The 22,673-nt window shown below is 66.5% G+C and carries 19 protein-coding genes; 15 read left to right on the forward strand and 4 right to left on the reverse strand.

Going from position 1 to position 22,673, the window contains the following annotated elements:
- Window positions 1-76: 76 nt before the first annotated feature.
- Entirely contained in the window at window positions 77-769 is a 693-nt protein-coding gene (locus L1088_RS03045; protein ID WP_038040119.1) for a c-type cytochrome, read from the forward strand.
- Complete coding sequence (locus tag L1088_RS03050; RefSeq protein ID WP_234553671.1) at window positions 766-1,209, forward strand: MOSC domain-containing protein; 444 nt, start codon at window positions 766-768, stop codon at window positions 1,207-1,209. Before L1088_RS03045 ends, L1088_RS03050 begins: the two co-directional genes overlap by 4 nt.
- Before the next feature lie 60 nt (window positions 1,210-1,269).
- Here the strand turns inward: L1088_RS03050 and L1088_RS03055 are convergent, their stop codons facing one another.
- Window positions 1,270-2,928, reverse strand: coding sequence for a bifunctional metallophosphatase/5'-nucleotidase (locus L1088_RS03055; RefSeq protein WP_234553771.1), 1,659 nt, complete (start codon window positions 2,926-2,928; stop codon window positions 1,270-1,272).
- Window positions 2,929-3,125: 197 nt separating this feature from the next.
- Between L1088_RS03055 and L1088_RS03060 the strand changes: the two genes are divergently transcribed.
- The 13 genes from L1088_RS03060 to L1088_RS03120 all read left to right on the forward strand — a co-directional run bounded on the left by L1088_RS03060 (window position 3,126) and on the right by L1088_RS03120 (window position 17,861).
- Window positions 3,126-4,466: a glutamine synthetase family protein gene (locus tag L1088_RS03060; RefSeq protein ID WP_234553672.1), complete on the forward strand. Its 1,341-nt coding sequence runs from the start codon at window positions 3,126-3,128 to the stop codon at window positions 4,464-4,466.
- 144 nt (window positions 4,467-4,610) lie between these two features.
- A complete protein-coding gene (locus tag L1088_RS03065) occupies window positions 4,611-5,783 on the forward strand; it encodes a branched-chain amino acid ABC transporter substrate-binding protein (protein WP_234553673.1) in 1,173 nt (390 codons plus the stop codon).
- Window positions 5,784-5,848: 65 nt separating this feature from the next.
- Window positions 5,849-6,817, forward strand: a complete 969-nt coding sequence (locus L1088_RS03070) for a branched-chain amino acid ABC transporter permease (protein WP_234553674.1) — start codon at window positions 5,849-5,851, stop codon at window positions 6,815-6,817.
- The gene (locus tag L1088_RS03075; protein ID WP_234553675.1) at window positions 6,814-8,145 is read left to right on the forward strand and encodes a branched-chain amino acid ABC transporter permease; all 1,332 of its coding nucleotides are present in this window, start codon (window positions 6,814-6,816) and stop codon (window positions 8,143-8,145) included. Before L1088_RS03070 ends, L1088_RS03075 begins: the two co-directional genes overlap by 4 nt.
- Window positions 8,142-8,921 (forward strand): ABC transporter ATP-binding protein, encoded by a 780-nt coding sequence (locus L1088_RS03080; protein ID WP_234553676.1) that lies wholly within the window; start codon window positions 8,142-8,144, stop codon window positions 8,919-8,921. The genes L1088_RS03075 and L1088_RS03080 overlap by 4 nt, the downstream gene beginning before the upstream one ends.
- Window positions 8,918-9,631 carry an ABC transporter ATP-binding protein gene (locus L1088_RS03085; protein WP_234553677.1) on the forward strand — a complete coding sequence of 238 codons (714 nt, stop codon included), beginning with the start codon at window positions 8,918-8,920 and terminating at the stop codon, window positions 9,629-9,631. Before L1088_RS03080 ends, L1088_RS03085 begins: the two co-directional genes overlap by 4 nt.
- A 106-nt stretch (window positions 9,632-9,737) precedes the next feature.
- Window positions 9,738-11,321 carry an ABC transporter substrate-binding protein gene (locus L1088_RS03090; RefSeq protein WP_234553678.1) on the forward strand — a complete coding sequence of 528 codons (1,584 nt, stop codon included), beginning with the start codon at window positions 9,738-9,740 and terminating at the stop codon, window positions 11,319-11,321.
- A gap of 53 nt (window positions 11,322-11,374) precedes the next feature.
- Window positions 11,375-12,385: an ABC transporter permease gene (locus L1088_RS03095; RefSeq protein ID WP_234553679.1), complete on the forward strand. Its 1,011-nt coding sequence runs from the start codon at window positions 11,375-11,377 to the stop codon at window positions 12,383-12,385.
- A 4-nt stretch (window positions 12,386-12,389) separates the two neighbouring features.
- Window positions 12,390-13,238, forward strand: coding sequence for an ABC transporter permease (locus L1088_RS03100; protein WP_234553680.1), 849 nt, complete (start codon window positions 12,390-12,392; stop codon window positions 13,236-13,238).
- Between the two features lie 54 nt (window positions 13,239-13,292).
- A complete protein-coding gene (locus L1088_RS03105) occupies window positions 13,293-14,345 on the forward strand; it encodes a protease complex subunit PrcB family protein (RefSeq protein ID WP_234553681.1) in 1,053 nt (350 codons plus the stop codon).
- 79 nt (window positions 14,346-14,424) lie between these two features.
- Window positions 14,425-15,924 carry a hypothetical protein gene (locus L1088_RS03110; RefSeq protein ID WP_234553682.1) on the forward strand — a complete coding sequence of 500 codons (1,500 nt, stop codon included), beginning with the start codon at window positions 14,425-14,427 and terminating at the stop codon, window positions 15,922-15,924.
- A gap of 258 nt (window positions 15,925-16,182) precedes the next feature.
- The gene (locus L1088_RS03115) at window positions 16,183-16,947 is read left to right on the forward strand and encodes an ABC transporter (RefSeq protein ID WP_234553683.1); all 765 of its coding nucleotides are present in this window, start codon (window positions 16,183-16,185) and stop codon (window positions 16,945-16,947) included.
- Window positions 16,947-17,861, forward strand: coding sequence for an ABC transporter ATP-binding protein (locus tag L1088_RS03120; protein ID WP_234553684.1), 915 nt, complete (start codon window positions 16,947-16,949; stop codon window positions 17,859-17,861). The genes L1088_RS03115 and L1088_RS03120 overlap by 1 nt, the downstream gene beginning before the upstream one ends.
- Here the strand turns inward: L1088_RS03120 and L1088_RS03125 are convergent.
- The 3 genes from L1088_RS03125 to L1088_RS03135 are packed head-to-tail and all read right to left on the reverse strand — an operon-like array spanning window position 17,817 to window position 22,530.
- On the reverse strand, window positions 17,817-18,989 hold the full coding sequence (locus L1088_RS03125) for a bifunctional folylpolyglutamate synthase/dihydrofolate synthase (protein WP_234553685.1): 1,173 nt from the start codon (window positions 18,987-18,989) through the stop codon (window positions 17,817-17,819). The genes L1088_RS03120 and L1088_RS03125 overlap by 45 nt on opposite strands.
- Entirely contained in the window at window positions 18,989-20,791 is a 1,803-nt protein-coding gene (locus tag L1088_RS03130; protein ID WP_234553686.1) for an ABC transporter ATP-binding protein, read from the reverse strand. Before L1088_RS03130 ends, L1088_RS03125 begins: the two co-directional genes overlap by 1 nt.
- Window positions 20,791-22,530, reverse strand: a complete 1,740-nt coding sequence (locus L1088_RS03135; RefSeq protein ID WP_234553687.1) for an ABC transporter ATP-binding protein — start codon at window positions 22,528-22,530, stop codon at window positions 20,791-20,793. Before L1088_RS03135 ends, L1088_RS03130 begins: the two co-directional genes overlap by 1 nt.
- Between the last annotated feature and the right edge of the window lie 143 nt (window positions 22,531-22,673).

The following is a 22,673-nucleotide window of genomic DNA, read 5'->3' on the forward strand; positions in this document are numbered from 1 at the left end:
GCCCCCGGAGGTCCTCCGGGGGCATACGTGTGGCGGAAACCCAAAACCTTACAGGGGTGGGGTTTAAACTCAAAGCATGAGAAAGCCTCTCTGGATACTGACTATTGCCGCGGCTAGCTTGGGGGGATACCTGGCCCTGAGCCAGTTCACCCTCCCCGAGGGCCCCGGCCAAGAGGTGGTGCTGGCCAAGTGCCAGGCTTGCCACGACATCGGCTTCGTGGCCCGCGAGCGGCTTTCGCGGGAACGCTGGGACGCCATCATCAACGAGATGGTCATACGGGGCCTGCAGGTGACCCCAGAGGAACGGGCCACCATCCTGGACTACCTGGCCACCTACCTGGGCACCGAACCGCCACCCGCCCCGCCGCCAGCCCAGGCCGCTGCCCCGAAGACCGGCGCCCAGGTCTACGCCAACTGCCAGGGGTGCCACGGACCCCAGGGCGAAGGCAACCCGCCCGCCTTCCCACCCCTCAAAGGACACGTGGAGAACCTCCTCAAGGCGGAAGGCGGCCGGGCATACCTCCTCCTGGCGGTGCTTTACGGCGTGCAAGGGGAGGTGCAGATTATGGGCCAGAACTACACGGGCATCATGCCGGGCTTCGCCTGGCTTTCCGATGACGAGCTGGCCCTGGTCCTGAACCATCTGGTGGCGTGGGGAGCCCCGGAAGGCTTTAAACCCTACACCCCCGAGGAGGTGAAGGCGGCCCGGGCCAAGGCCCTCGCCCCAGAGGAGGTTCTGAAGCTTCGGCAAGGTCTCAAGCTGCCATGAGGGGGAAGGTCGTTTCCCTCCACCTGGGGCTGGGCTCCGGTCTTCCCAAGCCCCAGGTGAAGGTTTTGGAACTGGTGGCCGGCTTCGGGGCCAAGGGGGACCGGCATGCGGGCAAGGACCCCGACCGGGCTGTCCTGGTAGCGGGCCTCCCTGCCTACGACAAGGCCAAGGAGGCGGGTATAGAACTGCCCTTGGGAGCCTTGGGGGAAAACCTCCTCCTGGACCTTGACCCCCATGCCCTACCCCCAGGTACCCGCCTAAGGATAGGGGAAGCCCTTTTGGAGTTCTCCTACGTGTGCACGGTCTGCTCCAGCCTTTCCCAGTTTGACCTGAAGCTTCCCAAGCTCCTCTACGGGGGCCGGGGGCTTTACGCCCGGGTGCTGGAAGGCGGTCTGGTGCGGGTGGGGGACCCGGTGCGCATCCTGGCCACCGCCGAATAGTCTTTCCACCAGAAGGAAGAAGGACCCCGGGGACCGGTCCCCGGGGCCTTTGCCTCTGGCCTAAACCCCCACCCGCTCGGGAACCCGGTAGGCCCAGTAGGCGGGTTTTTCCCCTTTGGGTTCGTTGAGGATCTCTATCCGCCCCTCGAGGCCCGCCTCCACCGCCTTGAGCTCCTTGAGGTAGTCCATGAAGCTCTCGGCGTCGGAAAAGCCCGTGTCCACCCGGTAGCCCTGGGCCTCCTTCAAGACGGTGAAGCCGTCCCCCCCGGCGGCGATGAAGTTGTTCACCACCACCCGGTAGGTGGCCTCGAGGTCCAGGGGCTGGTAGCCCTTCTCCGTCTTCACCTCCACCCGCACCACCCGGTCCCCGGCGGGGCGGGCCAGGTCAAAGGCGTAGCGCAGGCCGGAAACCTGCAGGAAGCGGCCCGCCGCCTGCTCCCACTGGGACACCCCGTTCTCCAGAGCCGCCTTGATCTCCTTGCCCTTCAGGTCCATGACCACCAGGGTGTTGCCGAAGGGCAGGACCTCGTAGACCTTGCCCACGGTGATGGGCCCCTTGGGGATGGAAGCCCGGATGCCGCCGCCGTTTTGCAGGGCGATCTGCACCCCGGCGTTTTTGGTCTTCCACAACATGCCGTCGGCGATGAGGTTGCCCAGGTTGCTCTCCCGCTTGCGCACGATGGCCCTTTCGCCCACCAGGTCCACCTTGGCCTCGGCGATCACCTGGCTCATAAGGGCCATCACCGGCTGGGCGTAGGCCAGGAGGGCCTCCTTGGCGAAGAAGTCCTCGGGGGAGACCTCGGGGGTCATGAAGACGGGCTCACCCTTGTAGGCCAGAAGCTCTCCCTTCTCGTTGAAGGTGACCTCCAAGAGGCCCACCACCTTCCCCCACTCCCAGGCCTGCACCACCAGGACATCCTTGCCCTCGGGGTTTTTGACCACCGTGGGGTAGGGGCCCGCCGGGGCCAGCTCCTTGTGGGGGAAGCTCCCCAAAAGGGTGTGGGAGTGGCCGCCCACGATCACCTGGGCCCCCACCAGCCTCCGGGCCAGCTTCAGGTCCTCGGCGTAGCCCAGGTGGGAGAGGACGATGATCTTGTTCACCCCCTTCCGCAGGAGCTCGTAGACCGCCTTCTGAGCGCTCTCGTAGGGGTCCAGGAAGTCCACGGTGGGCCCGGGGTTGGCGATCTCCCGGGTGTCGGGGGTGGTGAGGCCGATCACCCCCACCTTCTCCCCGCCCACCGCCACGATGGCGTAAGGGGCAAAGAGCCCCTTCAGCTTAGGCTCCCGCTCCACCCCCACGTTGGCGGCAACCACCTTGAACCGGGCTCCCTTCAAAAACTCCGCCAAGGGCCCAGGCCCCAGGTCAAACTCGTGGTTGCCCAGGGCCATTACCCGGTACAGGGCCCGGTGCATGAAGTAGCGGTCGGCCAAGCCCCGGTACTGGTTGAAGTAGAGGGTGCCCTGGAAGACGTCCCCCGCATCCAAGAAGAGGAGGTTCTTGCGGCCTGCCCGGAGGCGGTCAAAGAAGGCGATGCGCTGGGCCACGCCCCCCACCTTCACCTTCTGACCCGAAAGGGTCAGCTCTACCGGCTCCAAGTGAGCGTGGGTATCGTTGGTGTGCACCAGGGTGAGGGTGAAAGCCCCCTGGGCCCGCCCTCCTAGGCCCAGACCCATGGCTCCTAGGGCCACGCCGGTCTTCAATAACGCGCGCCGTTTCACCATAAAGACCACCAAGGCTAAGTCTATCCCACGCCCGGTCAAGGGACGGTCAAGGCCTGCTCCGGCCGCCGCAGGGGCTGATGTGAACAGACGTTCGCTTTAGGGTTGACAGCATGCATACTTTTGCCGTACACTTTGCGCAACCCGCCGGGGAAAAGTTGGGAAAACCCAGGCCGGGTTCACACAGGAGGCAAAAGATGGGGTACACCAAGGCAGAGATCCTCAAAGCGCTACAGGAGGAAAAGGTCAAGTTCCTGCGCCTGCAGATCACCGACATCCTGGGCGTGGTGAAGAACGTGGAGGTGCCGGAGTCCCAATTCGAGAAGGCCCTGGACGGGGAGATTATGTTCGACGGCTCCTCCATCGAGGGCTTCACCCGCATCGAGGAGTCGGACATGCTCCTCAAGCCGGACTACAACACCTTCGTCATCCTCCCCGAGGCCCTGGAAGACCCCGGGCGGGGCCGGGTGGCCCGGCTGATCTGCGACGTGACCTACCCCGACGGCCGCCCCTTCGAGGGGGACCCCCGGTACGTGCTGAAGCGCCAGGTGGAGCGCCTGCAGAAGCTTGGCTTTGACAACATGTATGCGGGCCCTGAGCCGGAATTTTTCCTCTTCCTGCGCACGCCTGATGGTTTGCCCACCGTGGAAACCCACGACCGGGCGGGCTACTTCGACCTGGCCCCCATTGATAAAGGGGAGGAGGCCCGTCGGGACATGGTCAACGTCTTGGTGGCCATGGGCTTTGAGATCGAGGCTGCCCACCACGAGGTGGCCCCGGGCCAGCACGAGATCGACTTCAAGTACGCCGAGGCCCTCACCACCGCGGACAACATCGCCACCTTCAAGTGGGTGGTGAAGAAGGTGGCCCTGAACCACGGCCTCCACGCCACCTTCCTGCCCAAGCCCATCCGCGGCATCAACGGCAGCGGCATGCACACCCACCTCTCCCTCTTCAAGGACGGCCAGAACGCCTTCTATGACCCCGAGGCCGAGTACCAGCTTTCCAAAACCGCCCTCCACTTCATCGCTGGCCTTCTGGAGCACGCGGAGGGCATGGTGGCCATCACCAACCCCCTGGTGAACTCCTACAAGCGCCTCACCCCTGGGTACGAAGCCCCCACCAACATCGCCTGGTCGGCAGCCAACCGCTCGGCCATGATCCGCATCCCCGCCCGCCGGGGGGTGGGCACCCGGGCGGAGCTTAGGATGCCCGACCCTTCCTCCAACCCCTACCTGGCCCTGGCGGTGATGGCGGCGGCGGCCATGGACGGCATCGAACGCAAGCTCCTGCCCCCGCCCCCCATCCAGCGGAACATCTACCAGATGAGCGTGCGGGACCGCCGCAAGCATAAGATCCGCGAGCTTCCCGGCACCCTTAGGGAGGCCCTCGAGGCCCTCAAGAAGGACCCGGTGATCCGCGAGGCCCTGGGAGAGCACGTCTACACCCACTTCCTCCAGGCCAAGCAGATGGAGTGGGACGACTACCGGGTCACGGTCCACCAGTGGGAGCTGGACCAGTACCTGGCCACATACTGAGTAGGGGTATTCGCCCCCCTGCCGCAGGGTAGGGGGGCCTGACCCACAGGTCAGGCATAAACTTTCACGGGGGCATTGACAAGGCCCGCTACCCCCCCCTTAGAATGGGGCCGCAACGCGAACGCGTGCCTTAAGGAGGTGCATATGAGGAAAATCGGCATCCTGGTAGCAGGTGTAGCCGCCCTGGGTATGGCCCTGGGCCAGGCCAACGTCATCAAGATCGCCACCCAGTCCCCCCTCTCCGGCCCCCAGGCCGCCCTGGGCGAGCAGATTAAGTTGGGGGCAGAGCTGGCGGTGGAGGAGGCCAAGGCCAAGTTCAAGGCCCTGGGCTTTGACCTGGTCCTGGTGCCCTACGATGACCAGGCCAACCCCGACGTGGGCGTGGCCAACGCCAACCGCATCATCAACGACCCCGACATCCTGGGCGTGGTGGGCCACCTGAACTCCGGCGTGGCCATCCCCTCCAGCGAGGTCTACGCCCGGGTGAACCTGGCCATGGTCTCCCCCGCCAACACCAACCCCCGGGTCACCGACCGTAGGCTCCCCAACGTGAACCGCATCTGCGGGCGGGACGACGTACAGGGGCCCGTGGGCGCCGAGTACGCCTTCAACAACCTGAAGGTGAAAAACGTCTTCATCATCCACGACAAGACCGCCTACGGCCAGGGCCTGGCAGAGGAGTTCAAGAAGCGCCTCGAGGCCCTGGGGGGCAAGGCGGTGGCCTTCGTGGGCACGGAGGAAACCTCCAACTTCGTGCCCATCATCAACCAGATCCGCGGCGCCCGGCCCACGCCTGAGCTCATCTACTTCGGCGGCATCTACAGCCAGATCGGCCCCTTCGTGAAGCAGCTCCGCGAGCGCGGCCTCAAGACCCGGCTCATGGGCGGCGACGGTCTGGACGCCAGCGAGTTCGTGCGCCTGGCAGGCAAGGAAAACGCCGCCGGCACCTTCTACACCACGGTGGCTGGCCCCGTTTCCGCCTTCCCCAAGGCCAGGGCCGTGGCCCAGCGCTTCAAACAGAAGTACGGCAAGGACATGGAGGGCTTCGGCATCTACGCCTACGACGCCGCCAACGTGATCCTTACCGCCCTGGAGAACGCCATCAAGGCCGCGGGCAACAAGAAGCCCACCCGGGAGCAGGTGGCCCAGGCGGTGCGCCAGGTCAAGATGGAGGGGCTCACCGGCACCATCGAGTTTGACGACAAGGGCGACAACAAGAAGGCCAAGTACTTCGTCATGCAGGTGGCCTCCACCGGCAACTGGGCCGACAACAAGCTGATCCGCGTCATCGAGATGGCGGCCCCAGGCGCCAAGTAGCGCCAGGGATACTCTAAAGGGGGTGGCCCCAAGGCCACCCCCTTGGTTCGGAGAAAGGAGGTAGCTTGCTGGAGCAGATCCTAACCCTGTTGCCCCAGGTGATCTTTGACGGGCTCATCCTGGGCTTCGTCTACGCCATGGTGGCCCTGGGGTACACCATGGTCTACGGCGTCTTAGAGCTCATCAACTTCGCCCACTCCGAGATCTTCATGATCGGGGCGGTGGTGGGGGTGGAGGTCTTCCGCTACCTGGCCCCTCAGGTGGAGAATGGCCTCCTCCTTCTTCTTCTCGCCCTGGTCCTGGGTGGGGCGGTGGCGGGGATCACCGCTATCCTGGTGGAGCGCTTTGCCTACCGCCCCTTGCGCAAACGGGGCACCACCAACCGGCTGGTTCCCCTCATCACCGCCATCGGGGTTTCCTTCATCCTCCAGGACCTGGTCCGCCTCATCGAGGGCCTCTGGCACAACGAGTTCTTCCTGCGCATGCGCACCGTGGAGGACCTCGAGGGCTCGGTGGAGCTCTTCGAGGGGGCCATCTTCGCCCAGAACAAGTCCTTCATCCTCATGGGCGTTTCCATCCTCATGCTGGTGGGCCTCACCTATCTGGTGAACCGCACCAAGCTGGGGGTGGCCATCCGCGCCGTGGCCCAGGACCTCTCCACCGCCAGCCTCATGGGCATTGACCCGGACCGCATCATCTCCCGCACCTTCCTCATCGGGGGTTCCCTGGGCGGGGTGGCAGGAGTGCTTTTTGCCCTGCAGTACACCACCATCACCCCGTACGTGGGCTTCCTGCCCGGCCTCAAGGCCTTCACCGCCGCCGTCTTGGGGGGCATCGGCAACATCCCCGGGGCCATGGTGGGTGGGCTGGTGCTGGGCCAGCTGGAAAACTTCTTCGGCACCTACCTGCCCATCCTGACCAACGGGAACTTCGGCACCGAGTACAAGGACGTGGTGGCCTTCTTGATCCTCATCCTCATCCTGCTCCTCAGGCCGCAAGGCCTCCTGGGGCAGGTGGTCAAGGAGAAGGTATGAGCGCCCTATCCCTCCTCCTCAGCCTGGCCTTCCTGGCCCTGGCCTTCCTGGCGCCAGGGGCCCTTGCCAACCTCTTCGGCCTGGGGGCCCTGGCGGTGGCCACCTTTGTCCGCCTCTCCCCCCAGGGGCGCACCCTAAACCTGGCCCTCCTCACCCTGGCCTTCACCCTGGGCCTCATGCGCTCAGGGAACACCTTGGGCCTCATCGGCCTGGTGGGCATCCTGGTGGCCCTCACCACCTTGCCCCGGATCCCCACCTGGGTGCGGGCCCTCCTGGGCCTAGCCATCCTCCTCCTCTCCGTACCTTTGGCGGGCTTTGCCAACACCTTCGTCTTTGAGCTGGGCATCCAGATCGGCATCTACGCGGCCATGGCCCTGGGCCTCAACGTGGTGGTGGGGATGGCGGGCCTTCTGGACCTGGGCTACGCCGCCTTCTTCGCCGTCGGAGCCTACACCTGGGCCATCTTCGGCTCCGAGCAGGCCAAGAACTTCATGCAGGGGAACTTCCCCTTGCCCGGCGAGTACATGTACCTCTTCATGGGGATCGCCATCGTCACCACCGCCCTCACCGGCCTCCTCATCGGCCTGCCCGCGCTGCGCCTCCGGGGGGACTACCTGGCCATCGTCACCCTGGGTCTGGGGGAGGTGGTGCGCATCCTGGCCAACAACCTGGACCACCCCGTCAACTTCACCAACGGCCCTCAGGGCATCACCCCTGTGCAACGCCCCCCTATCGATTGGTTCCGGGAACTTATGGCGGCCATTGGGGTGCGCCTGGACCAGACCACGGACTACCAGCTCTTCTTCTACTTCCTGGTGCTGGTGATGATCGGCCTAGTGGTGCTGGTCAACCTAAACCTGGCCAACTCCCGCTTCGGCCGGGCCTGGGTGGCCATCCGGGAGGACGAGATCGCCGCCCGCTCCATGGGCATCCCCCTCCTGCCCACCAAGCTCCTGGCCTTCATGACCGGGGCCGCCTTCTCCGGGGTGATGGGGGTCATCTTCGCCGCCCAGCGCACCTTCGTCTCGCCCGAGTCCTTCACCCTCCTGGCCTCCATCACCATCCTGGGCATGGTGATCCTGGGCGGCATGGGCTCCATCCCCGGGGCCATCCTGGGGGCCGCGGCCCTTACCATCCTCAACCTGGACATCCTCAAGACCTTCAGCGAGTTCGTGCGCACCAGCCTGCCCCAGATTCCTAGCCAGGTGGACCCCGCCAAGTACGAGCGCCTGGTCTTCGGCCTGATCCTGGTCTTGATGATGATCTTCCGCCCCGAAGGCCTCATCCCCGAAAAGCGCCACCGGGCGGAGATGGAGGAGGGAGCATGAAGGCCCTCGAGGTCACCCACGCCACCAAGCGCTTCGGGGGGCTCGTGGCGGTGAACGACGTGAGCCTTACCGTGAACCAGGGGGAAATCTTCTCCGTCATCGGTCCCAACGGGGCAGGCAAGACCACCTTCTTCAACCTCCTCACGGGCATCTACGCTCCCGACGAGGGGAGAATCCTCCTCTTCGGCAAGGACATCACCGGTTTCCCCCCAGACCGCGTGGCCAAGGAGGGGGTGGGGCGCACCTTCCAGAACATCCGCCTCTTCGGGGCCATGACCGTTCTGGAAAATCTTCTGGTGGGCATGCACATCCATATTCGCGTCCCCTACTTCCACGCGGTCTTCCGCACTCCCCTGGCCCGGCGGGAGGAGAAGAGGGCGGAGGAAGAGGCCAAGAGGCTTCTGGAGTACGTGGGCCTTCTTCACCGCAAGGACGAGCTGGCCAAAAACCTGCCCTACGGGGAGCAGCGCAAGTTGGAGATCGCCCGGGCCCTGGCCCTGAAACCCAGGCTCCTCCTCCTGGACGAGCCCGCCGCGGGCATGAACCCCAAGGAAACCGAGGAGCTGCAGGCCTTCATCCAAAAGCTGCGGGAAGAGCTCGGGGTGACCATCGTCCTCATCGAGCACGACATGCGCCTGGTGATGCGCATCTCCCACCGCATCGCCGTGCTGGAGTACGGCTCCAAGATCGCCGAGGGGACCCCGGAAGAGGTGCGTACCAACCCCAGGGTCATCGAGGCCTACCTGGGCAAGGGGGCCGCAGGGGGTGGGGCATGAGCCTCCTGGAGCTGAAGAACGTCCACACCTACTACGGCCACATCCACGCCCTGAAGGGCGTTTCCCTGAGCGTGGGCGAGGGGGAGATCGTGACCCTGATCGGTTCCAACGGGGCGGGGAAGTCCACCACCCTGCGCACCATCAGCGGGCTGGTGCGGCCTAGGCAGGGGGAGGTGCTCTTCCAGGGCAAACCCATCCACCGCCTCCCCGCCCACCAGATCGTGGCCCTGGGGGTAGGCCACGTGCCCGAGGGGCGGAAGATCTTCCCCCGCCTCACCGTGGAGGAAAACCTGGAGATCGGGGCCTACCTGGAAAACGACCGCAAGGTGGTGCAACAGCGCAAGGAGGAGGTCTTCAGCCTCTTCCCAAGGCTTTACGAGCGCCGGGCGCAGAAGGGGGGGACCCTCTCGGGGGGCGAGCAGCAGATGCTGGCCATCGGCCGGGCCCTCATGCAAAACCCCAAGATCCTCCTCATGGACGAACCCTCCATGGGCCTGGCCCCGGTCCTGGTGGACTTCATTTTTGAGATCATCCAGAAGCTCAACCGGGAGGGGCGCACCATCCTTCTGGTGGAACAAAACGCCCGCCTGGCCCTGCAGATCGCCCACCGCGGGTACGTGTTGGCCACGGGGGAGATCACCCTCTCGGGTCCTGCCCAAGAGCTGGCGCAAAACCCCGAGGTGCAGAAGGCCTACCTGGGGGAAGGTTAGACCGCCTACCCAGCCTTATACCCTATACCCAAGCTTGCGCTCCCCCATGGGAGCGCTTTATACTTGGTCCGGCACGACAAGGGGAACAACCCCGGAAAGGAGCGCTATGAAGAGAAAACTCTTACTTGGTTTTCTGGTAGCCCTGGGCCTCGGGTTGGCCCAAAAGACCCTGGTCTTCGGGTCCAACGGGGAGCCGGTGAGCCTCGAGTCGGGCAACATCACCGACGGCATCTCCATCTACGTGCAGCGGCAGATTTACGACACCCTGGTGGACTTCAAGCCGGGCTCCACCGAGGTGACCGCCGGTCTGGCCACCAGCTGGTTCAGCTCCCAAGACGGCAAGGTCTGGACCTTCCGCCTGCGTCAAGGGGTGAAGTTCCAGGACGGCACCGAGCTGGACGCGGAGGCGGTGAAGTTCAACGTGGAGCGCTGGTGGGACCCCAAGAACCCTACCCGCATTGACGCCGCCGCCCGCTACGAGATCTGGCCCGAGCTCTTCGGCGGCTTCAAGGGCGACCCTGGCTCCATCCTCAAGGAAATCCAGGTGGTGGACAAGTACACCATCCGCTTCGTCCTCACCCAACCCTTCCCCGCCTTCCCCGCCGCCATCGGCTCCGGCTACTTCGGCATCGCCAGCCCCGCGGCCATCAAGAAGGACGGGGCCAAGTACGGCTCCCCCACCGGCAGCGCCGTGGGCACCGGCCCCTTCCGCCTGGTGGAGTGGCGGCCCGGGGAGCAGGTGGTTTTGGAGAAAAACCCCACCTACTGGAAAAAGGGCTTCCCCAAGATGGACCGGGTGGTCTTCCGGGTCATCAAGGACCCCGCCGCGCGCCTGGCGGCCCTTAAGGCGGGAACCATCGACTTCACCACCGACATCCCGCCCGCCAACCTGAAGGACCTCGAGGCCGACAAGAACCTGGCCGCGGTCTTCCGCCCCTCCTTCAACGTAGGCTACCTGGCCCTGAACCCCGCCTACAAACCCCTCTCCGACCCCAAGGTGCGGCAGGCCATCGCCATGGCCATCAACAAGAAGGCCATCGTCCAAGCCTTCTGGGGCAAGCTGGGCGTCACCGACGGCCACTTCACCCCGCCCTCCATGAAGGCCTTCCAGTCCCCCAAGGTCACGGACTACGAGTTCAACCCCCAGAAGGCCAAGGCCCTCCTGGCCGAGGCCGGCTATCCCAACGGCTTTGACCTCGAGCTCTGGTACATGCCCGTCTCCCGCCCCTACTTCCCCACCCCCAAGGAGATCGCCGAGGCCATGGCTGCCGACCTTTCCGCCATCGGCATCCGGGTGAAGCTCCAGACCAAGGACTGGGCCAGCTACCTGGCGGACCGCAAGAAGGCCCCCGGGTTCCAGGCCTACATGCTGGGCTGGACCGGGGACTACGGCGATCCCCAGAACTTCTTCGACCCCCACTTCGCCTGCCCCATCGCCGACCTGTTTGACGGCACGGGGAAACCCCTCTGCGTAAAGGAGCTGGGGGATATCCTCACCAAGGCCGCCACCACCCCCAACCTGGAGGAGCGCAAGCGCCTCTACCAGCAGGCGGACGAGCTCACCTTCAGCCTGGCCCTGCGGGTGCCCATCGTACACTCCCAGCCCCTTTTGGCCAAGCGGCAAAACGTCTACGGCTGGGTACCGAGCCCCTTGGGCTCCGAGTCCTTTGAGGCCGTAGAGAAGCGCTAACCCTTTCCGCCCCGGGCCCCCTTCGGGGGGTCCGGGCTTTTTGAGGCGGACAAATGTGGAGCTATGTTCTTCGACGCCTGCTGGGCCTGGTCCCCGTCCTCTTCGGGATCACCCTTTTGGTCTTTCTGTTCCTGAAGCTCATCCCCGGCGACCCCGCCCAGGCCATTCTGGGGGAGCGGGGCACCCCGGAGCAGCTCGCCGCCCTCCGGGAAAAGCTCGGGCTCAACAAGCCCTTATACGTTCAGTACCTCACCTTTGTCAAGAACATCCTCACCGGGGACCTGGGCACCAGCGCCGTGTCCACCATTCCCGTGGCCGAGGAGTTAAAAAGGCGCTGGCCCGCCACCTTTGAGCTGGCCCTGGCCGCCATCTTGGTGGCCGTGGTCCTGGGCATCCCCATAGGCATCCTGGCGGCGGTGCGCAAAAACAGCCTCCTGGACACCCTCTCCATGAGCCTCTCCCTGGTGGGCGTTTCCATGCCCGTCTTCTGGCTGGGCCTACTCTTCGTTTACCTCTTCGCGGTGAACCTCCACTGGCTCCCCACGGGAGGACGGCTCTCCACGGACCTGGCCATCGACTTCCGCCCCATCACCGGCTTCTTGGTCCTGGATGGGCTCCTCTCCCTAAAACCCCAGGTGCTCGGGGACGCCCTCCGGCACCTCCTCCTCCCCGCCCTTACCCTGGGCACCATCCCCCTGGCCATCCTCACCCGCATCACCCGGAGCGCCATGTTGGAGGTGCTCTCCCAGGACTACGTGCGCACCGCCCGGGCCAAGGGCCTGGGTGAGAGGCAGGTCATCCTGAAGCACGCCCTCAAAAACGCCCTCCTCCCCGTGGTGACCATCGTGGGGCTCCAGTTTGGTACCCTCCTGGGCGGGGCCATCCTCACCGAAACCATTTTTTCCTGGCCCGGCATCGGCTCCTACATCTACGAGGGCATCCTGAACCGCGATTACCCCGTGGTACAGGCCGGGGTGCTGGTGGTGGCTACGGCTTTCGTCCTGGTCAACCTCCTAGTGGACCTCTCTTACGCCCTTTTGGACCCCCGCATCCAGTACCGGTGAACCCATGGAAACCCCTACCCGTCAAGCCTTAAAGCGCTTTTGGAAGTCCCCTTCCGGCAAGGTGGGGCTTCTCTTCGCCCTTTTCCTGGTACTCCTGGCGCTCTTTATCCCTATCCTGAAGCCCTACGACCCCGCCACGGACCGGGACTACCTGAACCGGCTCAAGCCCCCCACCCTGGAACACCCCTTCGGCACCGACCATCTGGGGCGGGACATCTTCACCCGGGTGCTCCATGGAAGCCGCATCTCCTTGCAGGTGGGCGTGATCTCAGTGAGCGTCGGCCTCTTCCTGGGCACCCTTCTGGGCCTCCTCGCCGGGTTTTACCGGGGAAAGACGGAGCTCTTCATCGGCTGGCTGGCCGATCTGCTCTTGGCCTTTCCGGGAACGCTTCTGGCCATTGCCATCGTGGCGGTGTCGGGACCGAGCTTGCAAAACGCCATGCTGGCCATCGGCATCGTGCAGGTGCCGGTCTACATCCGCCTGGCCCGCTCTATGGTCCTCTCCCTAAGGGAACAGGACTTCGTGCAGGCGGCCTTCGCCCTGGGGGCCAGCAACGGGCGCATCCTCTTCCGCCACATCCTCCCCGGCACCCTGGCCCCCCTGGTGGTCCAGGCCACCCTCTCCATCGGCACGGCGACCCTCGAGGCCGCCGCCTTGGGCTTCCTGGGCCTTGGCGCCCAGCCCCCCGCCCCGGAGTGGGGGGCCATGATCGCCGACAGCTTCAAGGGCGGCTACGCCATGAACGCCCCTTGGACCATGATCTTTCCCGGGCTTTTCATCATGCTCACGGTGCTGGCCTTCAACCTCCTGGGGGATGGCCTGCGGGACGCCCTGGACCCCAGAAGCCGCTAGCAAGCTCAAAGGAGCCTTAAGGCCCCGGCTCCGGCCAGGGGGTATCATGGAACCATGAGCAAAGGTTGGCTGTTCCCCTTACTCCTCCTGCCCCTTCTTGCCGCCTGCGAGGTGCTGGAAGGCTCCGGCTACCGCGTGGCCGAGGCCCAGCTCCTCTTCCCCGAGGCCACGGAGCGCTGGACCTACTTCTACGGGGAACCCCGGGAGGTGCAGCTGGGGAAAACGACCCTGCGCCTGGAAAAGGCCGCTGGCGAGAGCCTCTGGGCGGTCCCCGGAGCGCTTTGGGTGGACGGGAACCCGGTGCTGCGCGAGGTGGGGCCGGCCCTAAGGCCCCTGGCCGAGGCGGTGCGCGGGGTCCAGGGGAGCCTGGTGGAGGTGCGCACCCAGGCCAACCTCCGGGCCACCTGGCTCTACGACGGCGTGGGTTGGGTGAAGCTCACGGGAAGCCTGAAGGAAGGGGAACGCCGCGCCTTGGTCCAGCCCACGGGCTACCAGACCCCCGACCTCTACGCCTTCACCGGGCCGGAAACCCAGGTCCTCTTGCGGGAAATCCTGGCCCGGCGGGGGGGGAAGCAGGTGGCGCTCTTTGAGCTTTCCGAGCCCGTCCTGAAGCCCCTGGCCTTGGACCCTATCCCCGACGGCTACCGGGTGGGAGCCCTTCTGGTCCAGTACGGGCTTAGAGTGGAGGTGGTGACCCCGCCTCCTCCCCCCTACCGCATCCTGGACCAAGGCGCCAACGCCGCCTATCAGGAAACGGAGGCCAAGGCCTATTTGGCCAACAACCCCACCCGCTTCGCCGAGGTGTGGAACCTGGTGGTGGCCAACCGCATCCCCCGCCCCCCCGCCCCCAGCGTGGACTTCCGCAACAAGAGCGTGGCCGCCTTCTTCTGGGGGCTGAAGCCCACCGGAGGGTACAGCCTAAGCGTGGTGGGGGTTACCTATGCCGCCGGAACCGCCCGGGTGGTCCTGAACCTGCAAAGCCCCAGGCCCGGGGCCATCGTCACCCAGGCCCTCACCAGCCCCTACGTCCTCCTGGAGCTGGAGCGGGTGAGCCGGGTGGTCTTCGCCGACCCCTCGGGGCGGGTTCTGGCGGAGGCCAGGGAGTGAGGCTAAGTACCCCGTCGTGGCTTGCGCCACGACNTGCGGGTACTTGGCTTTTCCTTTATAATGCTTCTATACTGCTTCCATGGAAGAGGAAAGCCTGGGCACCCTGGCCCCGTGGGGGAAGGAAGCTCCCCTGGCCCAGGCCCGGGCCCTCCTGGAGGCGGGGCGGGAGGGGGAGGCGGAGGCCCTCCTAAAGGCCTGGAAGGGAAAGGGCCCTGAGGAGGCCGAGCGCCTGGCCCTCCTGGGCTTCGCCAAGGCCCGCCGGGGGGACCTCCAGGGGTACCGGAGGCTCGCCCTGGAGGCCGCCAGGAGGGCCCAGACCTCCTTTACCCTCTACCATCTGGGCCTCGCCTTACCCCCGCGGGAAGGGGTGGTGGCCCTGGAGGAGGCCCTCCACCGCACCCAAAGCCCTAAGGACCAAGGCCTGCTCACCCTAGCCCTGGCCCGCACGAAACGGCGCCTTGGCCGCCTGCGGGAGGCCTTGGCCCACGCCGCCCTTGCCCGCCTCAAGGCCCCGGGGGCTTTTACCACCCTGGAGTGGGCCTGGCTCACCCTCCTGGCCGAAGAGGAACCGCCCCTCCCCGACCTCCTCCGGGAGGTGGAGCCCCTGGCCCTGGAGCCGGGGCCTGGCCTCTACGCCCGCTTCCTCGTGGCCCACCTTCACCTCCTCCAGGGGGAGGAAAGGGCCGCCCGGGCCTACTGGCAGAAAGCCCTGGAGGAAGCGCCCCCCGCAGCCCTCCCCTACCTGGCCCCCGCAGGGGTGCGCCTCTTGGGCCAAGGAGCCCTTCCCCTCCTGCAAGCCGCCCGGCCCTGGGCCCAAGACCCCTATCCCAGGGCCCTGCTCCTCCTCGGGGAGGCCCTGGTGCGGGAGGATAGCCAGGGGGTGAGGGAGCTCCTCCCTTTGCTGGAAAGGGAAGGCACCGGAGAGGAGGTCTTCCGGGCCCGCCTCTTCCTGGGGGAGGAGCCCTCTTCCCTGGGGGAGGTTTCCGGGAGGGGAGGGTGGCTCCTCTGGCCCACCTCCAGGGCGAGCCCCGACCCCCACCTCCAGACCCTGGGAGAGGCCAGGCTCTTCGGGAGGCCCCTTCCCCTGCGGCAGGCAGAGCTTCTGGTCCTCCTCCTGGCCCGGCCCGAGGGGTGGAGGGGGGAGGCCCTGGCCCAAGCCCTCTACGGGGACGGGAACACCCCCGCCCTGCGCATGGAGCTCCACCGCCTACGGGAGCGGGGCCTGGTGGTGGGAAGCCGCCCCTACCGCCTGCTTTCCCCCCTAAAGGCGGACTTCCTGGAGGTGGAGGAAGCCCTGCACCAGGGGAACCTTTCCCGCGCCCTCCGCCTCTACCGGGGCCCCCTCCTGCCCAACAGCCAGGCCCCGGGGGTGGAGGAGTTGCGGTGGGAGCTGGAGGCAAGCCTGCGGAAGGCGGCCCTCAGCCAGGGAAGCCTCGAGGCCCTCTACGCTTTGGCGGAGCGGCTTAGGGATGACCTGGAGCTCTGGGAGGCTCTCCTGGAGCGCCTTTCCCCCCTGGACCCCCGGCACCCCGCGGTCCTGGCCCGGGTGGAGCGGCTCAGGCGGGAGTGGGGGCTTTAGGGGCTAAAGACCCGGACCAAACAGTGGGGACCTTGGCCGTGGGAAGCCCCCCATTCCCCCCAAACGAAGTCCAGGAGAAGCCACATGCCCTCAAAGCCCCCTAGGAAACATGGCCCCCGCATAACGCCCAAAGAGTTTTATGAGAACCCAATGAGTTACGCAGAGGTTACCTTCCCCTCTGTATCTTGATCCCAAATGGTTGGGGGAAGCCTATAGAGAAAGGCCTTGCCAGCCCGCGACCTAGAGGGGGGGTAAGCCATGCACCTTATCTTCCTTCACCAACTTAGAGCAGAGCTCCTGCTTTCCGTGCAGCAGTTGCGCGTCTACTGGTTCAACCAGCTGGCCAGCCTGGTGGCGGATACCGTCTTCTTCTTCGCCATCGCCATGGGCATCCGGGCCCTGGCCGCCGGGACAGAGGTACCGTTAAGCTTGGGCAACCTCCTCCTCCTCTACGCTGCCTTTGGAATCACCGTGGGGATGTTCCAGAGCATCGCCTTCACCCTGCACAACGAGGCCACCCGGGGCACCCTGGAACACCTGGCCTTGGCCCGGGGAGGGCTTTTGCGGCAGCTTTTCCTGCGGGCCCTGGCGGACACCTTCTTCAACGTGCTCTACAACGGGGTGGTGTTCCTCCTGCTGGTCCTCCTTCTGGGGGTGCGCCTCGAGCCCACCCCTTGGTTCCCTTTGGCCCTCCTCCCCGTGGCCCTCTCCGCCATGGGCTTCGGCTTCCTCATGGGTACCCTGGCCCTTTACTTCAAGCAGGTGATGGGCCTTTTCACCATCCTGCAGTTCCTTCTCCTCCCCTACTTCTTCACCCTCGCCGCCTGGCAGCCCTTCATGGCCTACCTCCCTTTCGCCCCGGGGGCCCACCTCCTGAAGCTGGGGCTCACGGGGGGGGCCTTTGACCCCGGGGTCTTCCTCTTGGCCCTTCTGCAGGGGGTTCTCCTCCTCTCCCTGGGGCTTTTGGCCATGGGGCGGATGTACGCCCTGGTGCGCCACAAGGGCCTTCTGGGGAGGTACTGATGCGCCTTCTGGTGCAAGGAGTCCACAAGCGCTTCGGCCCGGTGCAGGCCCTCGCCGGGGTGAGCCTGGAGCTAAGGGCGGGGGAGGTCCTGGGCCTCTTGGGCCCCAACGGGGCGGGCAAGACCACCCTGGTGAAGGTGATCCTGGGCCTCCTCCTGCCGGAGGAGGGGGAGGTCTACCTGGAGGAGGAGGGCAGGCGGCGCAGGCCCCAGGGGCACGAGTTCGGGGTCCTCCTGGAGGGGAGCCGCAACCTCTACCTCAACCTCCCCCTCCTGGCCAACGCCCTCTACTTCGGGGGGATCCGGGGGCTTAGCCCTAAGGAGGTGCGCCCCCGCTTCCTCCACTGGCTGGAGCGCTTTGGCCTGAAGGAGCGCCTCCACGCCCCTTTGGCCTCCCTCTCCCGGGGCATGCAACAGAAGGCCGCCTTGGCCCTGGCCCTCGCCCTAAGGCCCCGCTTCCTCCTCCTGGACGAGCCCACCCTGGGCCTGGACCCGGTGAGCCGGGGGGAGCTGGAGGCCATCCTCCTGAGCCTCAAGGGGGAGGGGATCGGCATCCTCCTCACCTCCCACGACCTGGCCACGGTGGAGCGGGTGAGCGACCGGGTGGCCTTCCTCCAGGGGGGAAGGCTCCTTCGGGAAGGGCCCACCCGGGCCCTCCTGCGGGAGTGGGCGGGAGAGGGGTACCTCCTCCGCCTGGCCGAGCCCGTGGCCGAGGCCCTGGCGGAGGCCCTGGGCCCGGGGTGGCTGGCGGAGGGGAAGGACCGCCTGGTCTTCCTGGGGGAGTGGGCGGCCCTCAAGGAGGCCCTGCCCCGGGTGCCCGTGGAGGTTTTGGAGATCTCCCGGGGGGAGCCCAGCCTGGAGAGCGTCTTCCTAAGGCTCTTCGGCCGGGAGGTTCCTAAGGAGCCTTCCCCTTAGGACCCCCACCAGGTACAAGGAGCCCGTGGCCAGGACGGGGAGGCCGTCCGCCCGCGCGGCCTCCACCGCGTGATGAAGGGCCTCCCAGGGCTCCTCAAAGAAGGGCCCGCCCAGCTCCGGACCCAAGGCCCCCTCCCCGGCCCGGGTGTAGCGGACGCTCCTGGCCTTGGGGAGGAGGTGGGCCAGCACCCCCCGCACGTCCTTTCGGGGGAAGGCGCCAAAGACCAGGTGGTAGGCGGCAAACTCCCGGGCCAGGGCCTGGGCCGCCGGGGGGTTGTGGGCCCCGTCCAGGTAGACCTCCACTCCCTCTACCAGGAAGCGCTCCAGCCGGCCCGGATGCCTTGCTTCCCGAAGCCCTCGGGCAATGGCCTCCTCGGGAAAGCCCAGGAGCCTCAGGGCCGCCGCCGCCAGCCGGGCGTTTGCTTCCTGGAAGGCCCCCTTCAGGGCGGGGGGCGCGGGGAGGGCGAAGAGGGGGTCTTCCGGGTCCAGGAGGTGGAGGGGGCACCCCCGCGCCGCCGCCACCCGCCGGGCCACCTCCAGGCCCACCCCTTCCGCCCCGGTGACCACGGGGACCCCGGGGCGGAAGGCCCCCGCCTTCTCCCAGGCCACGGCCTCGAGGCTCCCCCCTAAGGCCTCCAGGTGGTCCTCCCCCACGTGGGTCAGCACGGTGAGGACCACGTGGGAAAGGGCGTTGGTGGCGTCCTTCTCCCCCCCCACCCCCGCCTCCACCGCCGCCAGGGCCACCCCCTCCTCCCGGAAGTGCCGGAAGGCCAAGGCGGTGGCCAGGTCAAAAAACCCCGGGGGCTCGGGCCAGCTTTGCCCCTGGGCCCAGGCCACGAAGCGCGCCACCGCCGCCTCGGGGATGAGGCCTCGGTGGGTGCGGATCCTCTCCCGGAAGTCCAGGAGGTGGGGGCTGGTGTAGGCCCCGAAGGGGAGGCCCTGGGCGCGGAAGGCGGCCTCGAGGTAGGCCACCACGCTCCCCTTGCCGTTGGTGCCCAGGACGTGCACCGCTTGAAAGCTCTCCTCCGGATGCCCCAGGCGCTCCAGAAGGGCCCGCACCCGCCCCAGGCCCCGCGCCCCTTGGCGGCGCTGGGCGAAAAGCCAGTCCAAAGCCTCCCGGTAGCCCATCAGCTTTCCGCGTACTGCAGGCGGTAGAGGGTGGCGTAGTAGCCCCCCTTCCGCAGGAGGTCCTCGTGGGTGCCCTCCTCCACCAAACGCCCCTTGCGGAAGACCAGGATGCGGTCCACCCGGCGGATGGTGGAGAGGCGGTGGGCGATGATCACCGAGGTCCTCCCCTCCATGGCCTTATAGAGGGCTTCCTGAAGCCTCCTTTCCGTTTCCGAGTCCACGTTGGCCGTGGCCTCGTCCAGGATGAGGAGGATGTCGGGGCTGGCCAGGAGGGCCCGCACCAGGGCCAGAAGCTGCTTCTCCCCCGTGGAAAGCCCCGCCCCCCTTTCCCCCACCCGGGTGTGGTAGCCCTGGGGAAGGCGCAAAATGGCCTCGTGCACCCCCAGGAAACGGGCTACCTCCTCCACCTTTTCCTGGGGGATGGTCTCGTCAAAAAGGCGCAGGTTGTCCAGGATGGTCCCGGAGAAGAGGAAGGGGTCCTGGAGGACGATGCCCACGTGCCGCCTCAAGTCCTCCTGGCGGTAGCGGCGCACGTCCTCCCCGTCCAGGAGCACCTGGCCCCTTTGCGGGTCGTAGAAGCGGGCGATGAGGCTCACCACGCTGGTCTTGCCCGCCCCCGTGGCCCCCACCAGGGCCACCTTCTCCCCCGGGGCGATGCGGAAGGAAACGCCCTTGAGCACCCAGTCCTTCTCCGAGGGCTCCACCCCCTTGGGGGTGTAGGCCAGCCACACGTCCCTAAACTCCACCTCTCCCCGGAAGCGAAGGATGGGCTTGGGGTCCTCGGGGTCTTTCAGCTCTTCTTCTGCGTCTAAGACGCCGAAGATGCGCTCGGCGCTGGCCATGGCCCCCTGGAAGAGGTTGAACTTGTCGGAGAGGTCCTGCAGGGGCTGGAAAAGCTGGCGGGTGTAGTCCACGAAGGCCACCAGAAGCCCCAAGGAGGCCGCCCCCCGCACCACCTCGCCCCCGCCGTAGAAGAGAAGGCTGGCCACCGCGAAGTCCCCCAAAAAGCCCACCACCGGGAAGAAGAGGGCGAACCAGCGCACGATCTCCACCCAGGCCTTGAGGAGGTCCTGGCTCATGCGGTCAAACCGGGCCTCCCGCTCCTTCTCCTTCACAAAAAGCTGGATGGTTTCCACCCCGGAAAGGTTCTCCTGGAGGGCGGCATTGAGGCGGGCCAGCCTTAGGCGCATCTCCCGGTAGGCGGTGCGCATGCCGTTCCGCACCCAGGCCGTAACCCAGAGGAGCACAGGCACCACCAGGAGTACCACCAGGGTGAGCTTGGGGCTCAAGGCCAGCATGAAGGCCAGGAGGCCGAAGATGGTGAAGAAGTCGGCGATGACCCCCACCAGCCCCCCGGTGATGAACTGGTTGATGGCGTCCACGTCGGAGGTAACCCGGGTCATGAGGCGGCCCACGGGGTTCCGGTCGTAGTACCCCGGGTGCAGGCGCATGAGCTTGGCGAACAGGGCGCTCCTAAGGTCAAAGAGCACCCTTTGCCCCACCCACTGGATGAGGTAGGTCTGGCCGTAGGTGGCGGCGAAGTTCACGAAGCGCACCAAGAGGAAGCCCAGGCTCACCCAAAGGAGGAGGGCGAAGCGCTCGGCAAGGGGCTTGGCCTCCTTGGGCACCAGGGCCCCGTCGATGGCCCACTTGAAGAAGAGCGGGGTGGCGGCGGCGGTGAGGGTGGTGAGGAGGAGGAAGAGAAGGGCGAGCCCCACCTGGAGGCGGTAGGGCCTCACGTACTGCAGGATGCGGGCGAAGAGCACCCGGTCGAAGGCCTTGCTGTAGGCGTCCTCGTGCATCACCCCTCCACCTCCCGCTCCATGCGCTGGATGCGGTCCAGCTCCGCGTAGAGGCCCCCGGCTTCCAAAAGGCTCTCATGGGTGCCCTCCTCCACGATCCTCCCCCCGTCCAGGACGATGATCCAGTCGGCGTGGCGCAGGGTGGCGGTGCGGTGGGAGATGAGGAACGTGGTCTGGCGGCCGAGGACGCCCTTCAGGCCCTGGAGGATGCGGGCCTCGGTTTCGGTGTCCACGGCGCTCAAGGCATCGTCCAGGATGAGGATCTTGGGGCGTTTGGCCAGGGCGCGGGCCAGGGCCACCCGCTGGCGCTGCCCCCCGGAGAGGGTAACCCCACGCTCCCCCAAGAGGGTTTCGTAGCCCTTGGGAAAGGCGAGGATCTCCTCGTGGATGCCGGCGAGCCTGGCCGCCCACTCCACCCGCTCCCGGTCCGGCGCTTCCAAGCCGAAGGCGATGTTCTCGAAAAGGGTCTCGCTGAAGAGGAAGGGCTCCTGCGGGGCCACCCCCACCGCCTGCCGTAGAGCCGAGAGGGGGATGCGCCGGACGGAATACCCCCCCACAAAAACCTCCCCCTCCGTGGGGTCCAAAAGGCGGGGGATAAGGGCGGTGAGGAGGCTCTTGCCCGCCCCCGTGCGCCCGGTGATCCCCAGGGTCATGCCCTCGGGCACGGTGAGGGTGATGTCCTTAAGGAGCCAGCGCCCCTCCTGCCAAAGCCCCACCCCCACGAAGCGCACCTCCCCGGAGAGGTCCTCCGCCTTCAGGGGCAGGGGGTCTTCGTCGCGAAGGGCGGGCTCTTGGTCCAAAAGCTCCAAGAGGCGCTTCAGGCTGGTAAAGCCCCGCTGGTACATGGCCATCACCCAGCCCAGGCCCAGGATGGGCCAGGTGAGCTGGGCCAGGTAGGCGTTGAACTGCACCAGCTGGCCCACGGAAAGCTGCCCCTCCACCACCATCCTGCCCCCCACCCAAAGGACGAGGAGGAAGGCGAAGCCCATGAGTAAGCCCAATAGGGCGTGCATGGGCCCCTCCACCTTGGCCAGGGCCAGGCTCTTGCCCATGTAGGCCCGGTTCAGGCTCTGGAAGCGGGTGAGCATGCGGCCCTCCAGGGCGTACCCCTTCACCACCCGGATGCCGCTGAAGGCCTCCTGGGCCAGGGTGCTGATCTGGTCAAAGGCCTCCTGGGCCTCGCGGTAGCGGCGGTCGATGAGCCGGAGGAGGTAGAACATCACCCCGCCGATCAGGGGAAGGACCAGGGTCAGGTAGAAGGCCAGGCGGGCGTTTACCATATACATGGAGAGAAACGCCAAAAGCACCAGGAAGGAGAGGCGGCTCCCCATCATGATCCCCGGACCCACCATCTCCCGCACCGCGGAGAGGTCGGTGTTCAGGCGGTTCATGAGGTCGCCCACCCGGGTCTTTTGGTAAAAGCTCCGGTCCAGACGGAGCAGATGGTGGAAGAGGGCCTTCCTGAGGTCGTACTCCACCTGGCGGCTGGCCACCACCGCCAGGCGGCGCATGAAGAAGGAGAGGAGGGCGCTCACCCCGGCGGAGAGCACCAAAAAAAGGGCGTAGCGCCCATAGGGCCCCCCGTGCCCCACCGCGTCCACCCCCAGGCGCAGGAAGTAGGGGGTCAGCACAAAAAAGAAGATGGACAGGAGACCCACCAAAACGCCTAAGGTGTACCGGACCCAGTACGGGGCCAGGTAGGGCAGGAGGCGACGGAGAAGAACTGACCGACCGGTCATGCCCTAAAGTCTACCCCAACCCCGACCGCTGAAGGGGGGCTGGAGCACATCTCCTAAGGATTCGCACGCAAAGGTTGCCCCATCGGCCATAGCCGAAGCGGCGTGCTCATGGCCTCTTTGGGGCCCCCGTGGTGGCGCAAGCC

The sequence above is a fragment of the Thermus caliditerrae genome (genome assembly GCF_021462525.1).
Taxonomy (GTDB): Bacteria; Deinococcota; Deinococci; order Deinococcales; family Thermaceae; genus Thermus; species Thermus caliditerrae.

Bases quoted from the DNA above. Each gene is read 5' to 3' on its own strand.
- L1088_RS03110 (WP_234553682.1), top strand. From the start codon at position 14,425: ATGGAAGAGGAAAGCCTGGGCACCCTGGCCCCGTGGGGGAAGGAAGCT.
- L1088_RS03095 (WP_234553679.1), top strand. From the start codon at position 11,375: ATGTGGAGCTATGTTCTTCGACGCCTGCTGGGCCTGGTCCCCGTCCTC.
- L1088_RS03135 (WP_234553687.1), bottom strand. From the start codon at position 22,530: ATGACCGGTCGGTCAGTTCTTCTCCGTCGCCTCCTGCCCTACCTGGCC.
- L1088_RS03050 (WP_234553671.1), top strand. From the start codon at position 766: ATGAGGGGGAAGGTCGTTTCCCTCCACCTGGGGCTGGGCTCCGGTCTT.
- L1088_RS03045 (WP_038040119.1), top strand. From the start codon at position 77: ATGAGAAAGCCTCTCTGGATACTGACTATTGCCGCGGCTAGCTTGGGG.
- L1088_RS03105 (WP_234553681.1), top strand. From the start codon at position 13,293: ATGAGCAAAGGTTGGCTGTTCCCCTTACTCCTCCTGCCCCTTCTTGCC.
- L1088_RS03060 (WP_234553672.1), top strand. From the start codon at position 3,126: ATGGGGTACACCAAGGCAGAGATCCTCAAAGCGCTACAGGAGGAAAAG.
- L1088_RS03120 (WP_234553684.1), top strand. From the start codon at position 16,947: ATGCGCCTTCTGGTGCAAGGAGTCCACAAGCGCTTCGGCCCGGTGCAG.
- L1088_RS03100 (WP_234553680.1), top strand. From the start codon at position 12,390: ATGGAAACCCCTACCCGTCAAGCCTTAAAGCGCTTTTGGAAGTCCCCT.
- L1088_RS03065 (WP_234553673.1), top strand. From the start codon at position 4,611: ATGAGGAAAATCGGCATCCTGGTAGCAGGTGTAGCCGCCCTGGGTATG.
- L1088_RS03085 (WP_234553677.1), top strand. From the start codon at position 8,918: ATGAGCCTCCTGGAGCTGAAGAACGTCCACACCTACTACGGCCACATC.
- L1088_RS03080 (WP_234553676.1), top strand. From the start codon at position 8,142: ATGAAGGCCCTCGAGGTCACCCACGCCACCAAGCGCTTCGGGGGGCTC.
- L1088_RS03115 (WP_234553683.1), top strand. From the start codon at position 16,183: ATGCACCTTATCTTCCTTCACCAACTTAGAGCAGAGCTCCTGCTTTCC.
- L1088_RS03090 (WP_234553678.1), top strand. From the start codon at position 9,738: ATGAAGAGAAAACTCTTACTTGGTTTTCTGGTAGCCCTGGGCCTCGGG.
- L1088_RS03125 (WP_234553685.1), bottom strand. From the start codon at position 18,989: ATGGGCTACCGGGAGGCTTTGGACTGGCTTTTCGCCCAGCGCCGCCAA.
- L1088_RS03075 (WP_234553675.1), top strand. From the start codon at position 6,814: ATGAGCGCCCTATCCCTCCTCCTCAGCCTGGCCTTCCTGGCCCTGGCC.
- L1088_RS03130 (WP_234553686.1), bottom strand. From the start codon at position 20,791: ATGCACGAGGACGCCTACAGCAAGGCCTTCGACCGGGTGCTCTTCGCC.